The organism is Saccharopolyspora cebuensis, from assembly GCF_039542665.1.
Classification (GTDB): domain Bacteria; phylum Actinomycetota; class Actinomycetes; order Mycobacteriales; family Pseudonocardiaceae; genus Saccharopolyspora; species Saccharopolyspora cebuensis.
On the sequence record NZ_BAABII010000019.1, the window covers coordinates 41,116 to 56,932 of the forward strand.

Below are 15,817 nucleotides of genomic sequence, written 5' to 3' on the forward strand. Positions count from 1 at the left end.
CGCGACGATGGAGGAGCGTGTGCACGATGGCAGCGGCCGGATCCTGGTGCAGGGTCTGAGCAAGGATTTCGGCCCCGTCCACGCGGTGCGGAACCTGGACTTCGCCGTGCACCCGGGGACGGTGACCGGGTTCCTCGGCCCCAACGGCTCGGGCAAGACCACGACGCTGCGGATGATCCTGGGGCTGGTGACACCGACGGCGGGGACCGCGACGATCAACGGGGTGCCGTTCGAACGGCTCGCCAATCCCGGAACCATCGTCGGTGCGGTGCTGGAGGCCCAGAGCTTCCACCCGGGGCGCACCGCCCGCAACCACCTGCGCAGCTACGCGGCCGCGATGAACGTGCCGGACGCGCAGGCCGACCGGGTGCTGGAACTCGTCGGCCTGGCCAGCGCCGCCCAGCGCAAGGCCGGGACGTTCTCGCTGGGGATGCGGCAGCGGCTGTCGCTGGCGACCGCACTGCTCGGCGACCCGCAGGTGCTGGTGCTCGACGAGCCGGTCAACGGGCTCGACCCCGAAGGCATCGCGTGGCTGCGCAACTTCCTCAAGGCCTTCGCCGCGAACGGGCGGACGGTGCTGGTCTCCAGCCACCTGCTGCGCGAGATGGAGCACACCGTCGACCACGTGGTGATCGTCAGCCGCGGGGAGTGCGTCTACAACGGTCACCTCGACGAGTTGCGCGCCGCCCAGCGCGCCCGCGTCCTCGTCCAGGCCGGTGACCCGAACGCCCTGGTCGCCGCGCTGCACCAGGAGTCCTTGACGGTCGAGCACCTGCCGGACGGTCGGCTCGCGGTGACCGGAGCCGACGCCCCCCGGGTGGCCGACCTCGCGCTGCAGGCCGGTGTCGCCCTGTACGGGATGCAGGAGGAGCGCGTCGACCTGGAGCAACTGTTCTTCCAGCTCACCCAGGGCCAGTACGGCGGAGCGCAGATCCAGCAGCCGGGTCAGTGGGGCCCGCCCGGCGGTGCCGGCTTCGGCGGCCCCGGAGGGGGCTACTGATGCGCGGGCTGGTCAAGGCCGAGATCCGGAAGATCTTCACGATCAACCTGTGGTGGGGGCTGCTGATCCCCGTCGTGGTGCTCAGCTTCGGCGCGGGATGGCTCGGCACCGCGGTCGGCACCATCAACGAGCTGGAGTCGATGCTGGGCGCCACGTTGCCCATCGGGCTGCTCACGGTGTCGATGTCGACGAACTTCAGCACCATCTTCGCCGCGCTGTTCGGGGCGCTGGCCGTTTCCGGCGAGTACTGGAACAAGAGCATCACCACCAGCTACCTCACCGGGAACCCGCGCGGCGCCGTGCTCGGGGCGAAGCTCATCGTCTACACCGCCATGGGCCTGCTCTACGGGATCGCCAACGTGGTGTTCGCCAGCCTCGGCGGACTCGTCGGCGCCGGGCTCGACGGGTTCGGCAACCCCGCCGACTGGTTCACCGTCGGCGCGGCCGGGCTGCTGTCGATGGTGCTGTGGACGCTGCTCGGGGTCGGGTTCGGTGCGCTGGTCGCGAACTCCGTCGCCGCGATCCTCTCGCTCGTCCTCTACCGGTTCGCCTTCGAGTTCATCGTGTCGGCGTTCCTGATCGGGTCGGGCACCGGCGTCGACGCGTACCTGCCGGTCGCGGCGGGCAGCGGCATCGTCGGCAACCTCGCCGTCCCGATCTTCATCAGCGCCGTCGCCGGGGCCGACGAGCCCTACGTCCCGGCGGAGGTGTTCGAGCTGCTGCACTTCTTCGCCGGGGGCAGCTACGGCAACCCGTGGTGGGCGAGCCTGCTCACGTTCATGGGCTACACCGCCGCCATCGCCGCCGGCGGCTGGCTGCTCAGCCGTCGGCGCGACGTCACCTGAGGTCTGGCAGCAGGGGAACCTTCCTCCCACGGGTGACAGGAAGGTTCCCCTGCTGTCATGCGTGACAGGAAGGTTCCTCTGTTGTCATGGGTGACGGGAAGGTTCCCCTGTTGTCACGGGTGACAGGAAGGTTCCCCTGCTGCCACCTGTGACAGGAAGGTTCCCCTGCTCGCACCTGCGGGTGGTGGGCGGGCGACGCCCGCCCGGGCCGGGCTGCGACGTCGGGGGCTCGGCATAGGCTGGCGGGGTGAGCGACTCCGGTGATCCCCGCCAGCACCGCGGCGGCTGGATCCGTCGCCTCTTCGCCGCGTGCCGTCGGCATCCGGTGGCGCTCGCGCTGGCGCTGGGCGCCTCGGTGACGGCGGTGGGGCTGGAGGCGGCGGTCCCGCTGCTGACGAAGGTCGCGGTGGACGACGCCGTCGCGGGCGGCTCGGATCGCCTCGGGTGGGTGGTCGCCGCGCTGCTGGCCCTGGGGGTGTTCCGGTTCGGGGCCGCGTTCGTGCGCCGGTACACGGCGGGGCGGCTGGCCCTGGACGTGCAGCACGACCTGCGGCGCGCGGTGTTCGGGTCGGTGCAGCGGCTGGACGGCGGCAAGCAGGACGCGCTGCGCACCGGCCAGGTGGTGTCCCGCTCGATCAGCGATCTGCAACTGGTGCACGCGCTGCTGTCGATGGTGCCGCTGGCGGCGGGCACGCTGGTGCTGGCGGTGATCGCGCTGGCGGCGATGCTGTGGCTGTCCCCGGCGCTGACGGTGGTGGCGCTGGTGGTGGCGCCGCTGATCGCGGTGGTGACGGCGCGCAGCAAGAAGCGCCTGTTCCCGGCGACGTGGGCCGCGCAGCAGCGGGCCGCCGACATCGCGCAGCAGGTGGAGGAGACGGTCTCCGGCGTCCGGGTGGTGAAGGGCTTCGGGCAGGAGGAGCGCGAGGTGTCCCGCCTGGAGCGGCGCGCGCGCACCCTGTTCGGCGCGCGGCTGCGGGCCGCGCGGCTGACCGCGCTGCCGACCGCCAGCCTGGCCGCCCTGCCGTCGGCGGGCCAGGTGGGCGTGCTGGGCCTCGGCGGCTGGATGGTGCTGCAGGACCAGGTGAGCCTGGGCACGTTCGTGGCCTTCGCGGGCTACGTGTCGATGCTGGGCGGACCGGCGCGGATGCTGTCCAGCGTGGTGATCCAGGCGCAGCTCGCGCGGGCGGGCGTCGAGCGGATCCACGAGCTGATCGATTCCCGGCCGGACGTCCGCGACGCGCCGGACGCCGTGTCGCTGCCGGACGCCCCGCTGGAGGTGCGGCTGGACGGCGTCGACTTCGGCTACACCCACGACCAGCCGGTGCTGCGGGACGTGTCGCTGCGGGTCCGGCCCGGTGAGACGGTGGCGGTGGTCGGACCGGCCGGCTCGGGCAAGTCGACGGTGTCGCTGCTGCTGCCGCGCTTCTACGACGTGCACGCCGGGTCGATCACCCTCGGGGCGGCGGGGGAGCCGGCGCACGACGTCCGGCAGGTGCGGCTGGACTCGCTGCGCGGCGCCGTCGGCGTGGTGTTCGAGGAGGCGTTCCTGTTCTCCGACACGATCCGCGGCAACATCGCCTACGGGCGGCCGGACGCCTCCGAGGCGGAGGTGATCGCCGCCGCCGAGGCCGCCGAGGCGCACGGGTTCATCAGCGAGCTCGCCGCCGGCTACGACACGGTGGTGGGCGAGCGGGGCATGACGCTGTCCGGCGGGCAGCGGCAGCGGGTGGCGCTGGCCCGGGCGCTGCTGTCCCACCCGCGGGTGCTGGTGCTCGACGACGCCACGTCGGCGGTGGACCCGACGACCGAGGCGGCGATCCACGACACCCTGCGCTCGGTGACGGCGCAGCGCACCACGCTGCTCATCGCGCACCGGCGCTCCACCTTGGCGCTGGCCGACCGGATCGCGGTGCTCGACGAGGGCCGGATCGTCGACGTCGGCACCGAGGCGGAGCTGCGCGAGCGCTGCGCGCTGTTCCGCGGCCTGCTGGCCGGGCCGGGGGAGTCGCTGGACACCGCGACCGCCGAGCGCACCGCGATCCCGGGCCCGGACGGCATCACCCCGGAGCTGTGGCCGGAACCGGCCGAGGAAACGGGCGGGGAACCGGGCGGGGGCGCGGCGGCGGTCTCGCGGGGCGCCGACGGGCTCGCGGTGCCGCCGACCGCGGAGCTGCTGGAGGGCGTGCGCCGGTTGCCGCCCGCCCGCGACGAGCCGCCCGCGTCGACCACCGACCAGACCGCCCCGGACCCGCACTTCCGGCTGTCCCGGATGCTGCGCGCGCTGCGCTGGGGCCTGGTGCTGACGGTGCTGCTGGTCGCGGGCGACGCGGCGACCACGGTGGCGCTGCCGTCGCTGGTCCGCCACGGCATCGACGGCGGGGTCGGCACCGGTGACGTCTCGGTGCTGTGGCAGATGACCGCGGTCGGCGCGCTGGTGGTCGTCGCCGGGTGGCTGTTCGTGCGGTTCCAGACGGTGGTCGCGGCGCGCACCGGGGAGACGCTGCTCTACCGGCTGCGGCTGCGCAGCTACGCGCACCTGCAGCGGCTCGGCCTGGACTACTACGAGCGGGAGCAGGCCGGGCGGATCATGACCCGGATGACCACCGACGTCGACGCCCTGTCGACGTTCCTGCAGACCGGCTTGGCGACGTTCGTGGTCAGCGCCCTGACGCTGGTCGGGATCGCGGTCGCGCTGCTGGTCACCGACCTGTCGCTGGCACTGGTGGCGATGTCGGTGCTGCCGGTGCTGCTGGTGGCGACGGTGGTCTTCCGCCGGGTGTCCTCGCGGGCCTACGCGGAGGCGCGCGAGCGGGTCAGCACGGTCAACGCCGACATGCAGGAGAACGTCTCCGGGCTGCGGGTCGCCCAGGCGCACCGGCGGGAGGACTACGCCGCCGACCAGTTCGCCCGGCGCAGCGACGCCTACCGGCGCTCCCGGCTGCGCGCCCAGCGCTACATCGCGACGTACTTCCCGTTCGTGGCGCTGCTGTCCGAGATCGCGCAGGCCGTGGTGCTGGGCGTCGGCGCGGCGCGGGTCGCCACCGGCGGGCTGACCCCGGGCGTGCTGGTGGCGTTCCTGCTGTACCTGGGCATGTTCTTCTCGCCGGTGCAACAGCTGTCCGGCGTGTTCGACAGCTACCTGCAGGCGCGGGTCGGGCTGCGCCGGATCGCCGACCTGCTGCGCACCCCCACCTCGGTGCCCGCCCCGGCCGACCCGGTCGCGGTGCCGGAGCGCTTCGCCGGTGCGGTGGAGCTGGACGAGGTCACCTTCCGCTACCCGGGCACCGAGCGCAGCGCCGTGCGCGGGGTGTCGCTGCGGATCGAACCGGGGGAGACGGTGGCGCTGGTCGGGGCGACCGGTGCGGGCAAGTCCACGCTGATCAAGCTCATCGCCCGGTTCTACGACGTCACCGAGGGCGCGCTGCTGGTCGACGGCACCGACGTGCGCGGCTGGGACCCCACCGCGTTCCACCGGCGGCTGGCCGTCGTCCCGCAGGAAGGCCACCTGTTCAGCGGTGACGTCGCGGACAACATCGGGTACGGGCGGCCCGGCAGCGGTCCCGCCGAGATCGAGGCCGCCGCGCGGGCGGTGGGGGCGCTGCCGGGGATCGCGATGCTGCCCCGGGGCTTCCGGCAGGAGGTCGGCGAAGGCGGGCGCGGCCTGTCCGCGGGGCAGCGGCAGCTCGTCGCGCTGGCCCGCGCCGAGCTCGTCGACCCCGACGTGCTGCTGCTCGACGAGGCGACCGCCGCGCTGGACCCGGCGACCGAATCGCTGGTGCTCGACGCCAGCGACCGGCTCGCCGCGCACCGCACGACGTTCGTGGTGGCGCACCGGCTGGGCACCGCGGCGCGGGCCGACCGCATCCTCGTGGTGGACGGCGGCGAGGTCGTCGAGCAGGGCGACCACGCCGCGCTGCTCGCCGCCGACGGCCGCTACGCGCGCCTGTGGCGGGCCTCGGACGCGTCCCGCGCCGAGCACGGGCAGCGGGTGTGAGCAACGGAACTCTGCGGGTTTCGGAGCCGGTGGAGCCACTTGATCGTGCTCGTGAACGATTCAGCGCGGCCCCCGTCCCGGGGTGCGGACGTCCGCGGTGGAACTCGGCGCGTCGCCGACCGGTCACCCTCCGCGTTCGGCGTGCACGACCCGGACGCCGGCGTCCGCCGTGCGGGAATGTCCGGTGCGGCGGAAACGTCTTACCGGTGGCGGGCGACAATCCACGGGGAGTACCTGGCGGCGGTGGGCGGGCGATCGTAGGGGCGAGCACCCGGCGTCCGCGTGAGCCGAACGGGGGAGAACCGGTCCCACCTCGGCTTTCCTGATCGATCCTGTGGTCGGGCCGAGTAGCCGGGGGTGGACCACTCGTGCTGGCCGCGCCCGTCGGACCGCTAGCCTGGTACTCGAGTGTGTCTGTAAATCACGAGCAGATGGATCGAGGCGAACGCGAGCCGTGTCCAGCAGCCCTGCGTCACAGTTCGGCCCCAACGAGTGGTTGATCGAGGAGATGTACGAGCGGTACCTCCAAGATCCTTCCGCCGTAGACTCGGCGTGGCACGAATTCTTCGCCGACTACAAGCCGGGCCAGGCAACCGAGAACACCGCGGCCGGCGCCGCAGCGACCCGGGGGGCGACCGCGTCGGGCACCGCATCGTCGAGCGCCGGGTCCACCGGGACCGCGACCGCGGCCGCACCACGCACCGGTGCCACCAACGGCCAGGTGCCGACATCCCCGAACGCCCCGGCGGCCAAGCCCTCACCGCAGCAGGCGGCCAAGGCCGCCCCGGTGAAGCCGTCCGAGGGCGCCGAGGTCAAGACGCTGCGCGGACCCGCCGCGGCCATCGCCAAGAACATGGACCAGTCGCTGACCGTGCCGACCGCCACCAGCGTGCGCGCGGTCCCGGCCAAGCTGCTGTTCGACAACCGCATCGTCGTCAACAACCACCTCAAGCGGAACAAGGGCGGGAAGGTCTCCTTCACCCACCTGATCGGCTACGCGCTGGTCCGGGCGGTGCGCGACTTCCCGAACATGAACCGCCACTACGGCACGGACGCCAAGGGCAAGCCGGCCGTGGTCACCCCCGAGCACGTCAACCTGGGCCTGGCCATCGACATGCCGGGCAAGGACGGGTCGCGCAACCTCGTGGTCGCCTCCATCAAGGGCTGCGAGGACATGAGCTTCTACCAGTTCTGGCAGGCCTACGAGGACATCATCCGCAAGGCCCGCAGCGGCGCGCTCACCGCCGACGACTTCGCCGGCACCACCCTCTCGCTGACCAACCCCGGCCCGTCGGGCACCAACCACTCGGTGCCGCGGCTGACCGCCGGGCAGAGCGCGATCATCGGCGTCGGCGCCATGGACTACCCGGCCGAGTTCCAGGGCGCCAGCGAGAAGGCGCTGGTCGACATGGGGATCAGCAAGATCGTCACGCTGACCTCCACCTACGACCACCGGGTGATCCAAGGCGCCGAGTCCGGTGACTTCCTGCGCCGGATGCACGAGCTGCTGCTCGGCGAGGACGGGTTCTTCGACGACATCTTCGCGTCGCTGCGCATCCCGTACGAGCCGATCCGCTGGGCCAAGGACATCCCCGAGGGCGCCGTCGACAAGACCGCCCGGGTGCTGGAGCTCATCGACGCCTACCGCACCCGCGGTCACCTGATGGCCGACATCGACCCGCTGAACTACCGGCAGCGCAAGCACGAGGACCTCGACGTCCTGTCGCACAGCCTCACCCTGTGGGACCTGGACCGGGAGTTCGCCGTCGGCGGGTTCGCGGGCAAGGAGCACCTCAAGCTGCGCGACGTGCTCGGCGTGCTGCGCGACTCCTACTGCCGCACCGTCGGCGTGGAGTACATGCACATCCTCGAACCCGACGAGCGCGAATGGCTCCAGCAGCGGGTCGAGAAGCCGCACACCAAGCCGGAGCCCTCCGAGCAGAAGTACATCCTGTCCAAGCTCAACGCGGCCGAGGCGTTCGAGACGTTCCTGCAGACCAAGTACGTCGGGCAGAAGCGCTTCTCGCTGGAGGGCGCCGAGACCGTGGTCCCGCTGCTGGACGCGGTGCTCGACACCTCCGCGGCCCACGAGCTCGACGAGGTCGTCATCGGGATGCCGCACCGCGGCCGGCTCAACGTGCTGGCCAATATCGTCGGCAAGCCGATCTCGCAGATCTTCCGCGAGTTCGAGGGCAACCTCGACCCGGGCCAGGCGCACGGCTCCGGCGACGTGAAGTACCACCTCGGCGCCGAGGGCAAGTACTTCCGGATGTTCGGCGACGGTGAGACCAAGGTGTCGCTGACCTCCAACCCGTCGCACCTGGAGGCCGTGGACCCGGTGCTGGAGGGCATCGTCCGCGCCAAGCAGGACATCCTGGACAAGGGCCAGGAAGGCTTCACCGTGCTGCCGGTGCTGCTGCACGGCGACGCCGCGTTCGCCGGGCAGGGCGTGGTCGCCGAGACCCTGAACCTGTCGCTGCTGCGCGGCTACCGCACCGGCGGCACCGTGCACGTCATCGTCAACAACCAGGTCGGCTACACCACCGCGCCGGAGCACTCCCGCTCCAGCAAGTACTGCACCGACGTGGCGAAGATGATCGGCGCCCCCGTGTTCCACGTCAACGGCGACGACCCCGAGGCCTGCGTCTGGGTCGCCAAGCTGGCCGTGGAGTACCGGCAGGCGTTCGGCAAGGACGTCGTGATCGACATGGTGTGCTACCGCCGCCGGGGTCACAACGAGGGCGACGACCCGTCGATGACCCAGCCGCAGATGTACGACGCCATCGACAAGATGCGCAGCGTCCGCAAGGTCTACACCGAGTCCCTCATCGGCCGCGGCGACATCACCGTCGACGAGGCCGAGAAGGCGCTCAAGGACTACGCGGCCCAGCTCGAGCACGTCTTCAACGAGGTGCGCGAGCTGGAGAAGCACCCCGCCGGGCCGAGCCCGTCGGTCGAATCCGAGCAGCAGATCCCCAAGGGCCTGGCCACCGCGATCAGCCGGGAGATGCTCACCCGCATCGCCGAGTCGCAGACCGGCCTGCCGGAGGGCTTCACCCCGCACCCCCGGGTCAAGCCGGTGCTGGAGCGGCGCACCAAGATGGGGCGCGAGGGCGGCATCGACTGGGCCTTCGCCGAGCTGCTCGCCTTCGGCTCGATCGTCATGGACGGCCACCCGGTGCGGCTCACCGGCCAGGACAGCAGGCGCGGCACCTTCGGGCAGCGGCACTCGGTGCTCATCGACCGCAAGAGCGGCACCGACTACACCCCGCTGCAGAACCTCTCCGAGGACCAGGCGAAGTTCCTCGTCTACGACTCGGCGCTGTCGGAGTTCGCCGCCATGGGCTTCGAGTACGGCTACTCGGTGGCCAACCCCGACGCCCTGGTGGCGTGGGAAGCCCAGTTCGGCGACTTCTTCAACGGCGCGCAGTCCATCATCGACGAGTTCATCTCCTCCGGTGAGGCCAAGTGGGGCCAGCGCTCCGACGTCGTGCTGCTGCTGCCGCACGGCCACGAGGGCCAAGGGCCGGACCACTCGTCGGCGCGCATCGAGCGGTGGTTGCAGCTCTGCGCCGAGGGGTCGATGACGGTCTCCATGCCGTCCACCCCGGCGAACTACTTCCACCTGCTGCGCAGGCACAACCTCGACGGCATCCACCGCCCGCTGGTGGTCTTCACGCCCAAGTCGATGCTGCGCCTGAAGGCCGCGACCAGCTCGGTCGAGGACTTCACCGACAGCAAGTTCGCCTCGGTGATCGACGACCCGGCGCAGCCCGACCCGGCGTCGGTCCGCCGCGTCGTGTTCTGCTCCGGCAAGCTCTACTACGACCTGGCCGCGGCCAAGGAGAAGGGCGGCCACACCGACACCGCCATCGTGCGGCTGGAGCAGCTCTACCCGCTGCCCCACCGCAAGATCGGCGCGGTGCTGGAGCGCTACTCCCAGGCCACCGAGTTCCGGTGGGCCCAGGAGGAGCCGGCCAACCAGGGTGCCTGGCCGTTCCTCGGCATGGCGCTGCCCGAGCAGTTCCCGCAGCTCCTCGGCCGCCTGCAGCGGGTCTCGCGGCGGCCGATGGCCGCCCCGGCCACCGGCCTGGCCAAGGTCCACGAGGTCGAGCAGGCGGAGGTCGTGCAGGCCGCCTTCGCCTGACCCGCACCAGCCACGGGCCGCCGGTTCCCCGGAACCGGCGGCCCGTTGTCGTGCGGCGGCTGGCAGCAGGGGAACCTTCCTGTCACAGGTGGCAGCAGGGGAACCTTCCTGTCACGGATGGCCGTGCTGGCGGGCGGGTGACAGCAGGGGAACTTTCCTCCCACGGATGACAGGAAGGTTCCCCTGCTGCCACCGCTCACACCGTGGAGTAGAGGCGCTCCGGCTCCGCCTGGGTGGTGTAGAGCTCCCAGTAGACCTCCGCGATGGTCTCGGCGGAGGTCTCCGGTCCGCCCTGTCCGATGAACGTGGCGAGCGGGACGTGCGCGGCGTAGATGCCCTTGTCGGCGAGCGAGGCGTTGAGCGCGAGCGCCCAGTTCCGCAGGGCCGCCCCGGCGATGCCGACGTTGCCCATCGGCGGGAACACGAGCGTGGACGAGGCGCCGGTGGTGAACAGCAAAGTGCCGCTACCTCGCTCGATCATCCCGGGCAGCACCTGCCGGGCCGCGGTGACGGCTCCGTAGACGTAGTGCTCCACCTGCGGCTGGATGTCGGCCACGGTCACGTCCAACGCGTGCACCGGTGCGAGCCGCGGATCGGTGGCACCGCTCGGCGCGGGGGAGTACTCCAGCACGTCGACGGTGCCGTACCGGCGTTCGACCGCGCGCAGCGCGTCGATCAGCGACGGCCGGTCGCCCACGTCGGCGGGGAAGCCTTCGGCTTCGACGCCGTCCCCGGCGAGGTCGCGGGCCAAGGCGTCGAGGCGTTCGGCGTCGCGGGCGAGCAGGGCGACCTGGAACCCGCGGCGGCCGAACCGGCGGGCGAGCGAGGCCCCGAGCCCAGGTCCCGCTCCGACGATGGCGATGGTGGGCATCCGTTCCCCTCCCCGATCGGTGGCTCGTCCACCACGGTGGCCGAACACCCCGCCAGCCGCTCGTCGAGGACGTGGCGCTCCACACCGGACCGAGGGGGCCGCGGTGATCGGTCCCGAACCGGTGTGGACACTGTCCCTACCGGCGGGGCCGATCGTTCCCCGACCGGATCCCCGACTAACCCCGCTCGCCAGATGCGTGCGCCCCCATGAGGAGGAATCCGTGTACTTCACCGACCGCGGCATCGAAGAACTGGAGGACCGTCGCGGCGACGAGGAGGTCACGCTGTCCTGGGTCGCCGACCGGATGCGCGCCTTCGTCGACCTCAACCCGGAGTTCGAGGACGCCACCGAGCGGCTGGCCACCTTCCTCGCCCGCGACGACAGCGACGAGGACTGACCCGCCGGACCATCGCTGCAGCGTGCGACGGGACCGGCCGGGTGCTGCTCGGTGACTCCCCACGCTCGTTCGACGCCGTGGGCGGGTGGCGGGCGATGAACCCGCTCCCGGGCCGTGCGGGGTGTCGCCGACGAACTCGCCTCCCGGGAACGCCAGTGCGCTCGTCACCCGCCGCTCGTCGTCGGCGACGGTCGGCGGGGTCGGCGCGGTTCACCTTCCGGTACGTCGCAGCGCGTGCAGGGTTCCCGCAGCCGGGAGCTGGCAGCAGGCGTCGCGAGCGCGGTGGACCAGGTGCTCAGGGAGACGGCTCGACGAGCAGCTCGGCGGGGTCGCGGCGCGGCGTGGCCGGCACGGGAGAGCCGAAGCCCAGCCGCAGCACCGCCTTCGGTCGCAGCGTCCCGCCGAGCAGTCCGCACAACGCGTCGCGGGTCTCCGGCACCTCCACGACCTGCGACAGGAACGAGGCGCTCAGCCCCAGCCCGGTCGCGGTCAGCAGCATGCGCTGCACCGCTTGCCCGGCCCGCACGTCCGCCTGCCAGTCGACGCCGCCGACCGCGACCACCACGATCAGCGGGTCGTCCTCGAAGTCCTTCCCCGGGACCCTCGGTCGCGACGCGCCCGCCGCGAAATCCCGCAGCACCCACTCGTCCTGCGGTTCCGGCTCCGGTCCGGCCGACTCGACCGGGACACCCCGGCGCTCCTCCCCGGACCGCCCGGTCCACCGGGCCAGCTCGGCGCGGAACCCCGGATCGGCGGACTGCGCGGCGTGGGCGCGGTGCACCAGTTCGATCAGCCGAGCGCGTTCGGCGCGGTCCACCACGTGCAGCACCGCCCCTTCGGCTTCCACCGCTCCGGCGAGAGCGTGCTGGGCGCTCGTCGGCACCGCATCGGCCCGGAACGGCCGCCGGTTGGTGCGGCGTGCCTCGATCGACCGGAACAGGCCGTCAACACCGTCCGGACGTGACGTCGCGGCCACCCGCGCCAACAGCGTCGAGTCCGCCGCGGGGCGAGGCGGCAGCACCACCGCCGCGTCGACCCCGTGGTGGGCGAGCGCGACCCGCAGGGTGAACAGCGCCGCACCGCACCCCAGCCGCAGTTCCGCATCACCCGGATCGGTGTGCGGCAGGCGGGTCGTCGGGTCCGCGTGCAGCTCCAGCACCTCGGGGCACAGCGCGAAGCGCCACGGTTGGACGTTGTGCAGCGAGGGCGCTCGGCCGGCCAACTCGACCACCTCGCGCACCTGCTCGGCGGTCAGCCCCAGGGCGGGGCGGAATGCTGTCATCACGGCCTTCCCCGTCGCCGCCTTCGCGCTCGTCGCCACCGTGGCACAGTCCACCGGCCCCTGCCATCGCGGCGGCGGGGTGACGGTGGCAGCAGGGGAACCTTCCTCCCACCGATGGCAGCAGGGGAACTTTCCTCGCACAGATGACAGCAGGGGAACTTTCCGCTCACCGGTGACAGGAAGGTTCCCCTGCTGCCATGCCGCCGGTCGGCTACCGGTCGCGGGCCCAGCGGTCGGTGGCGAGCTGGATGAGCAGGGCGGTGCGGACGTCCGGGTCGTCGAGGTCGACCGGTGCGATCTCGACCAGGCGCTTCATGCGGTAGCGGAACGTGTTGGGGTGCACGCGGAGCTCGTCGGCCGCCGCGCGCGGCCGTCCGGGGTGGCGTAGCCAGGCGTGCAGGGTGCTGAGGTAGTCGGTGCCCTGTGCGCGATCGTGCTCGCGCAGCCGTCGCAGTGGACCGAGAGCGCCGATCTCGGGTCCGGCGACGGAGGCGCGATGCACCACCACCCGGTGCCACACCTGCTCGTGCACCGCGACCGGGCCCGGGACCCGCCCGCCGCGCAGCAACCCGATCAGCTCCTCGGCTTCGGCTCGCGAGTCCGCCAGGTCGCTCACCGGGGACGGGCCGCCGACTGCGATCAGCGGTCGGTTGGGCGACCGGTCGTCCAGCAGCGCGGCGCGCAGCGCGGGCCATCCGGCGTCGTCGTCGGGGACCACCGCGTAGAGGAGCGTGCCGATCTCGGTCAGCAGGGGACGTTGTCCGACGCCGCGGTCGAGGCGTTCCCACGTCGACAACCGGTGCGCCTCGGCGGGTGCGTCGCCGGAGGCGACGTCGATGGCGACGACCCGGTGCGGCCGGTCGCGCACGGCCAGTTCGTCCGCCGCGGTCCGCCACCCCGCGCGGCCTTCCAGCAGCAACCGGACCTGTTCGGCGGTGCGCTGCCGTTCGGTGTCGGCGAGGGACCGCCAGCGCAGCAGTTGCAGCGCGACCAGCGGCGCGGTCTCGGCGAAGGCGGCCGCCCGTTCCTCGCCGACCTCGTCCGGGACCACCGCCCACATCGACCCGAGCAACTCGCCGCCCACCCGCAGCGCGACGACCAGGCGGGGCAGCGTGCCGTCCTGCTGGGCTGGTACGAAGATCGTCGCGCTGCCCTTGCTGAGCTGCCGGAACGTGCCGCGCGCCCGGAATTTCGCGAGCACGTCGGCGGGCTGGCCGCGTCCCATGATCGTCGACACCCGGGCCGGATCGATCATGTCCTGCCGCGCGGAGTACGCGAGCACCTGCGAGCGGGCGTCCTCGATGGTCACCGGCGCGTCCACCACCTCGGCGACGGCGTCGGCCAACCGGAACAGGTCGTCGCGCCCGCCGCTGAGCGGGTCGCCGTCCGATCCCTCGGCCAGCGCCGCGCGGACCAGCCACACCAGTTGGGCCCACGCGGTCCCGGAACGCACCTCGACCAGCGCGATCTCGGCCCGCTCCGCGGCCGCGACCACGACCGGCCGCTCGGCCAGCGGTGGTTTGAGCAGCACCGCCGCTGCGTCGAGGTCAGCGCACGCGCGTACCAGTTCCGCGGCGTCGGCACCATCGGTGACCGCCACGCCCAGCACGAGATCCCCCGTTCCGGCGGACGGTCGTTCACCCGGTTCGGCGATGACCACGTCGGTGACGCGGCGCGTCGGATCCGGAACGACCACCGGGCGCAGCAGGGCCGGGCTCATGCGATCGAGCAGCTCCCGGACGCCGCGCACCCCTGTCCCTTCCTCCGGCCCACCGGGCGGGAGGCATTGACACCCGGGCAGGCGCGATTATCGTTGCTGAGCACGTCGACAATCGCATATCGGCCGATGACCCCGGGCGGGAGAGCCCTTGGCCGCTCACCGAGCGCGACCACGGCGCCGAAGGAGCAAGACTCCCCGCACACTCTCAGGCACCCATGACCGTCCGGGCCAGGCAACTCTGGAAAGCGCGCGTCGACGAGGACGCCCACCCACGGTGCAAGCTGCTCGCGCGGCGAAGCTCTCAGGTTCCGAAACAGAGGGGGAGGCCCAGCACACCCGGGCACCCGCGTGCCCCTGAAGCGATGGAGCCTCCCGAGATGACCCTGCCTGCCAACCTGAGCTACACCGAAGAGCACGAGTGGATCGAGGACCGCGACGAGCTGGTCCGGATCGGCATCACCCAGCACGCGGCCGAGGCCCTCGGCGACATCGTGTACGTGCAACTCCCCGAGGTCGGCGACACGATCGAATCGGGCCAGTCCTGCGGTGAACTGGAGTCCACCAAGTCGGTCAGCGACCTGTTCGCGCCGGTGACCGGTGAGGTGGTCGCCGTCAACGACGCCGTCGTGGACGATCCCGCGCTGGTCAACGCCGAGCCCTTCGGCAGTGGCTGGCTGCTCGAGGTGCGCGTCACCGCGAGCGGCCCGGTCCTCACCGCCGAGCAGTACGCCGAACTCATCGGCTGACCGGTTCCGGGCCTGTTCGCGCGCGAGCAGGGGAACCTTCCTGTCACGGATGCGAGCAGGGGAGCTTTCCTCCCACCGCTCGTGCGGCCGCGCGCGTCCGGCCTCGGTTGGCAGCAGGGGAACCTTCCTGTCACGGGTGAGAGGAAAGTTCCCCTGCTCGCACCTGCTCAGCCGATCCCGACCAGTTCGACCTCGAAGTGCAGGGTCGCGGCGGGCGGGATGACCGGCGGCACGCCGCGGTCGCCGTAGGCCTGGTGCGGCGGGACCACGAGCTTGCGGACATCGCCGACGCGCATGCCGACGACGCCCTTGTCCCAGCCCTCGATGACGTGCCCTTCGCCGAGCGGGAACACCAGCGGCTCGCCGCGATCCCGCGACGAATCGAACTTGCTCCCGTCGGCCAGCGTGCCGACGTAGTGGACGTGCACGGTGTCGCCCGGCTTCGCCTCGGCGCCGTCGCCCGCGGTGACTTCCTCGATCTGCAGCTCGGCCATGCGGTACCTCCTCTGGTGCAGTCGGCACATCCGATCACACCTCGGCAGGGGCGGCGCGCCCACGGCACGGGTCGGCATCGGCGACAACGGTGCCGGCGGGTTCCAGCTCGGCGTGGCACTGGTCGTCTCGGTGCTGGGTGTGGAGCGCGAGCACGCGCAGCGGCTCGTCGAGAAGGCCGATTCGGTGTGCCCGTATTCCAATGCGGTGCGCGGCAACGTCGACATCCGGCTCGAGGTCGCCTGACGGTCCGGTTCGTCCGCTTCGGGTGTGGCAGCAGGGGAACCTTCCTGTCACCGGTGAGAGGAAAGTTCCCCTGCTGC

11 protein-coding genes and 2 riboswitches are annotated in these 15,817 nt (G+C 72.2%); of the genes, 7 read left to right on the plus strand and 4 right to left on the minus strand.

Annotated elements, in window-relative coordinates:
• Positions 1-19 precede the first annotated feature (19 nt).
• The 4 genes from ABD976_RS25430 (at position 20) to ABD976_RS25445 (ending at position 9,986) form a co-directional block, all read left to right on the plus strand.
• Positions 20-1,000 (plus strand): ABC transporter ATP-binding protein, encoded by a 981-nt coding sequence (locus tag ABD976_RS25430; protein WP_345367512.1) that lies wholly within the window; start codon positions 20-22, stop codon positions 998-1,000.
• Positions 1,000-1,845 (plus strand): ABC-2 transporter permease, encoded by an 846-nt coding sequence (locus tag ABD976_RS25435; RefSeq protein WP_345367514.1) that lies wholly within the window; start codon positions 1,000-1,002, stop codon positions 1,843-1,845. Before ABD976_RS25430 ends, ABD976_RS25435 begins: the two co-directional genes overlap by 1 nt.
• A 247-nt stretch (positions 1,846-2,092) precedes the next feature.
• Positions 2,093-5,839, plus strand: coding sequence for an ABC transporter ATP-binding protein (locus ABD976_RS25440; RefSeq protein WP_345367516.1), 3,747 nt, complete (start codon positions 2,093-2,095; stop codon positions 5,837-5,839).
• A 508-nt stretch (positions 5,840-6,347) separates the two neighbouring features.
• Positions 6,348-9,986: a multifunctional oxoglutarate decarboxylase/oxoglutarate dehydrogenase thiamine pyrophosphate-binding subunit/dihydrolipoyllysine-residue succinyltransferase subunit gene (locus ABD976_RS25445; protein WP_369774693.1), complete on the plus strand. Its 3,639-nt coding sequence runs from the start codon at positions 6,348-6,350 to the stop codon at positions 9,984-9,986.
• A gap of 196 nt (positions 9,987-10,182) precedes the next feature.
• Here the strand turns inward: ABD976_RS25445 and ABD976_RS25450 are convergent, their stop codons facing one another.
• Positions 10,183-10,857, minus strand: a complete 675-nt coding sequence (locus ABD976_RS25450; protein ID WP_345367520.1) for an SDR family NAD(P)-dependent oxidoreductase — start codon at positions 10,855-10,857, stop codon at positions 10,183-10,185.
• A gap of 220 nt (positions 10,858-11,077) precedes the next feature.
• On the opposite strand from ABD976_RS25450, the gene ABD976_RS25455 reads away from it, so the two are divergent.
• On the plus strand, positions 11,078-11,254 hold the full coding sequence (locus ABD976_RS25455) for a DUF6104 family protein (protein ID WP_345367522.1): 177 nt from the start codon (positions 11,078-11,080) through the stop codon (positions 11,252-11,254).
• A 295-nt stretch (positions 11,255-11,549) separates the two neighbouring features.
• Here ABD976_RS25455 and ABD976_RS25460 read toward each other — a convergent pair whose 3' ends face one another.
• Together ABD976_RS25460 and ABD976_RS25465 are read right to left on the minus strand one after the other, a co-directional pair.
• On the minus strand, positions 11,550-12,536 hold the full coding sequence (locus ABD976_RS25460) for an Acg family FMN-binding oxidoreductase (protein WP_345367524.1): 987 nt from the start codon (positions 12,534-12,536) through the stop codon (positions 11,550-11,552).
• Between the two features lie 211 nt (positions 12,537-12,747).
• Positions 12,748-14,286: a PucR family transcriptional regulator gene (locus ABD976_RS25465; RefSeq protein WP_345367526.1), complete on the minus strand. Its 1,539-nt coding sequence runs from the start codon at positions 14,284-14,286 to the stop codon at positions 12,748-12,750.
• Between the two features lie 97 nt (positions 14,287-14,383).
• Positions 14,384-14,488: riboswitch (glycine riboswitch) on the plus strand.
• A riboswitch (glycine riboswitch) is annotated at positions 14,489-14,583 on the plus strand.
• Positions 14,584-14,633: 50 nt separating this feature from the next.
• Between ABD976_RS25465 and gcvH the strand changes: the two genes are divergently transcribed.
• The gene (gene gcvH, locus ABD976_RS25470) at positions 14,634-15,002 is read left to right on the plus strand and encodes a glycine cleavage system protein GcvH (RefSeq protein ID WP_345367528.1); all 369 of its coding nucleotides are present in this window, start codon (positions 14,634-14,636) and stop codon (positions 15,000-15,002) included.
• Between the two features lie 167 nt (positions 15,003-15,169).
• Here the strand turns inward: gcvH and ABD976_RS25475 are convergent, their stop codons facing one another.
• Positions 15,170-15,496 carry an FKBP-type peptidyl-prolyl cis-trans isomerase gene (locus tag ABD976_RS25475; RefSeq protein WP_345367530.1) on the minus strand — a complete coding sequence of 109 codons (327 nt, stop codon included), beginning with the start codon at positions 15,494-15,496 and terminating at the stop codon, positions 15,170-15,172.
• 112 nt (positions 15,497-15,608) lie between these two features.
• Between ABD976_RS25475 and ABD976_RS25480 the strand changes: the two genes are divergently transcribed.
• Positions 15,609-15,740, plus strand: a complete 132-nt coding sequence (locus ABD976_RS25480; protein ID WP_345367532.1) for an OsmC family protein — start codon at positions 15,609-15,611, stop codon at positions 15,738-15,740.
• The last annotated feature ends 77 nt before the right edge of the window (positions 15,741-15,817 follow it).

Excerpts from the sequence above, each read along its gene's own strand:
- ABD976_RS25445 (WP_369774693.1), top strand. The coding sequence starts at position 6,348 with ATGTACGAGCGGTACCTCCAAGATCCTTCCGCCGTAGACTCGGCGTGG.
- ABD976_RS25435 (WP_345367514.1), top strand. The coding sequence starts at position 1,000 with ATGCGCGGGCTGGTCAAGGCCGAGATCCGGAAGATCTTCACGATCAAC.
- ABD976_RS25475 (WP_345367530.1), bottom strand. The coding sequence starts at position 15,496 with ATGGCCGAGCTGCAGATCGAGGAAGTCACCGCGGGCGACGGCGCCGAG.
- gcvH (WP_345367528.1), top strand. The coding sequence starts at position 14,634 with ATGACCCTGCCTGCCAACCTGAGCTACACCGAAGAGCACGAGTGGATC.
- ABD976_RS25450 (WP_345367520.1), bottom strand. The coding sequence starts at position 10,857 with ATGCCCACCATCGCCATCGTCGGAGCGGGACCTGGGCTCGGGGCCTCG.
- ABD976_RS25460 (WP_345367524.1), bottom strand. The coding sequence starts at position 12,536 with ATGACAGCATTCCGCCCCGCCCTGGGGCTGACCGCCGAGCAGGTGCGC.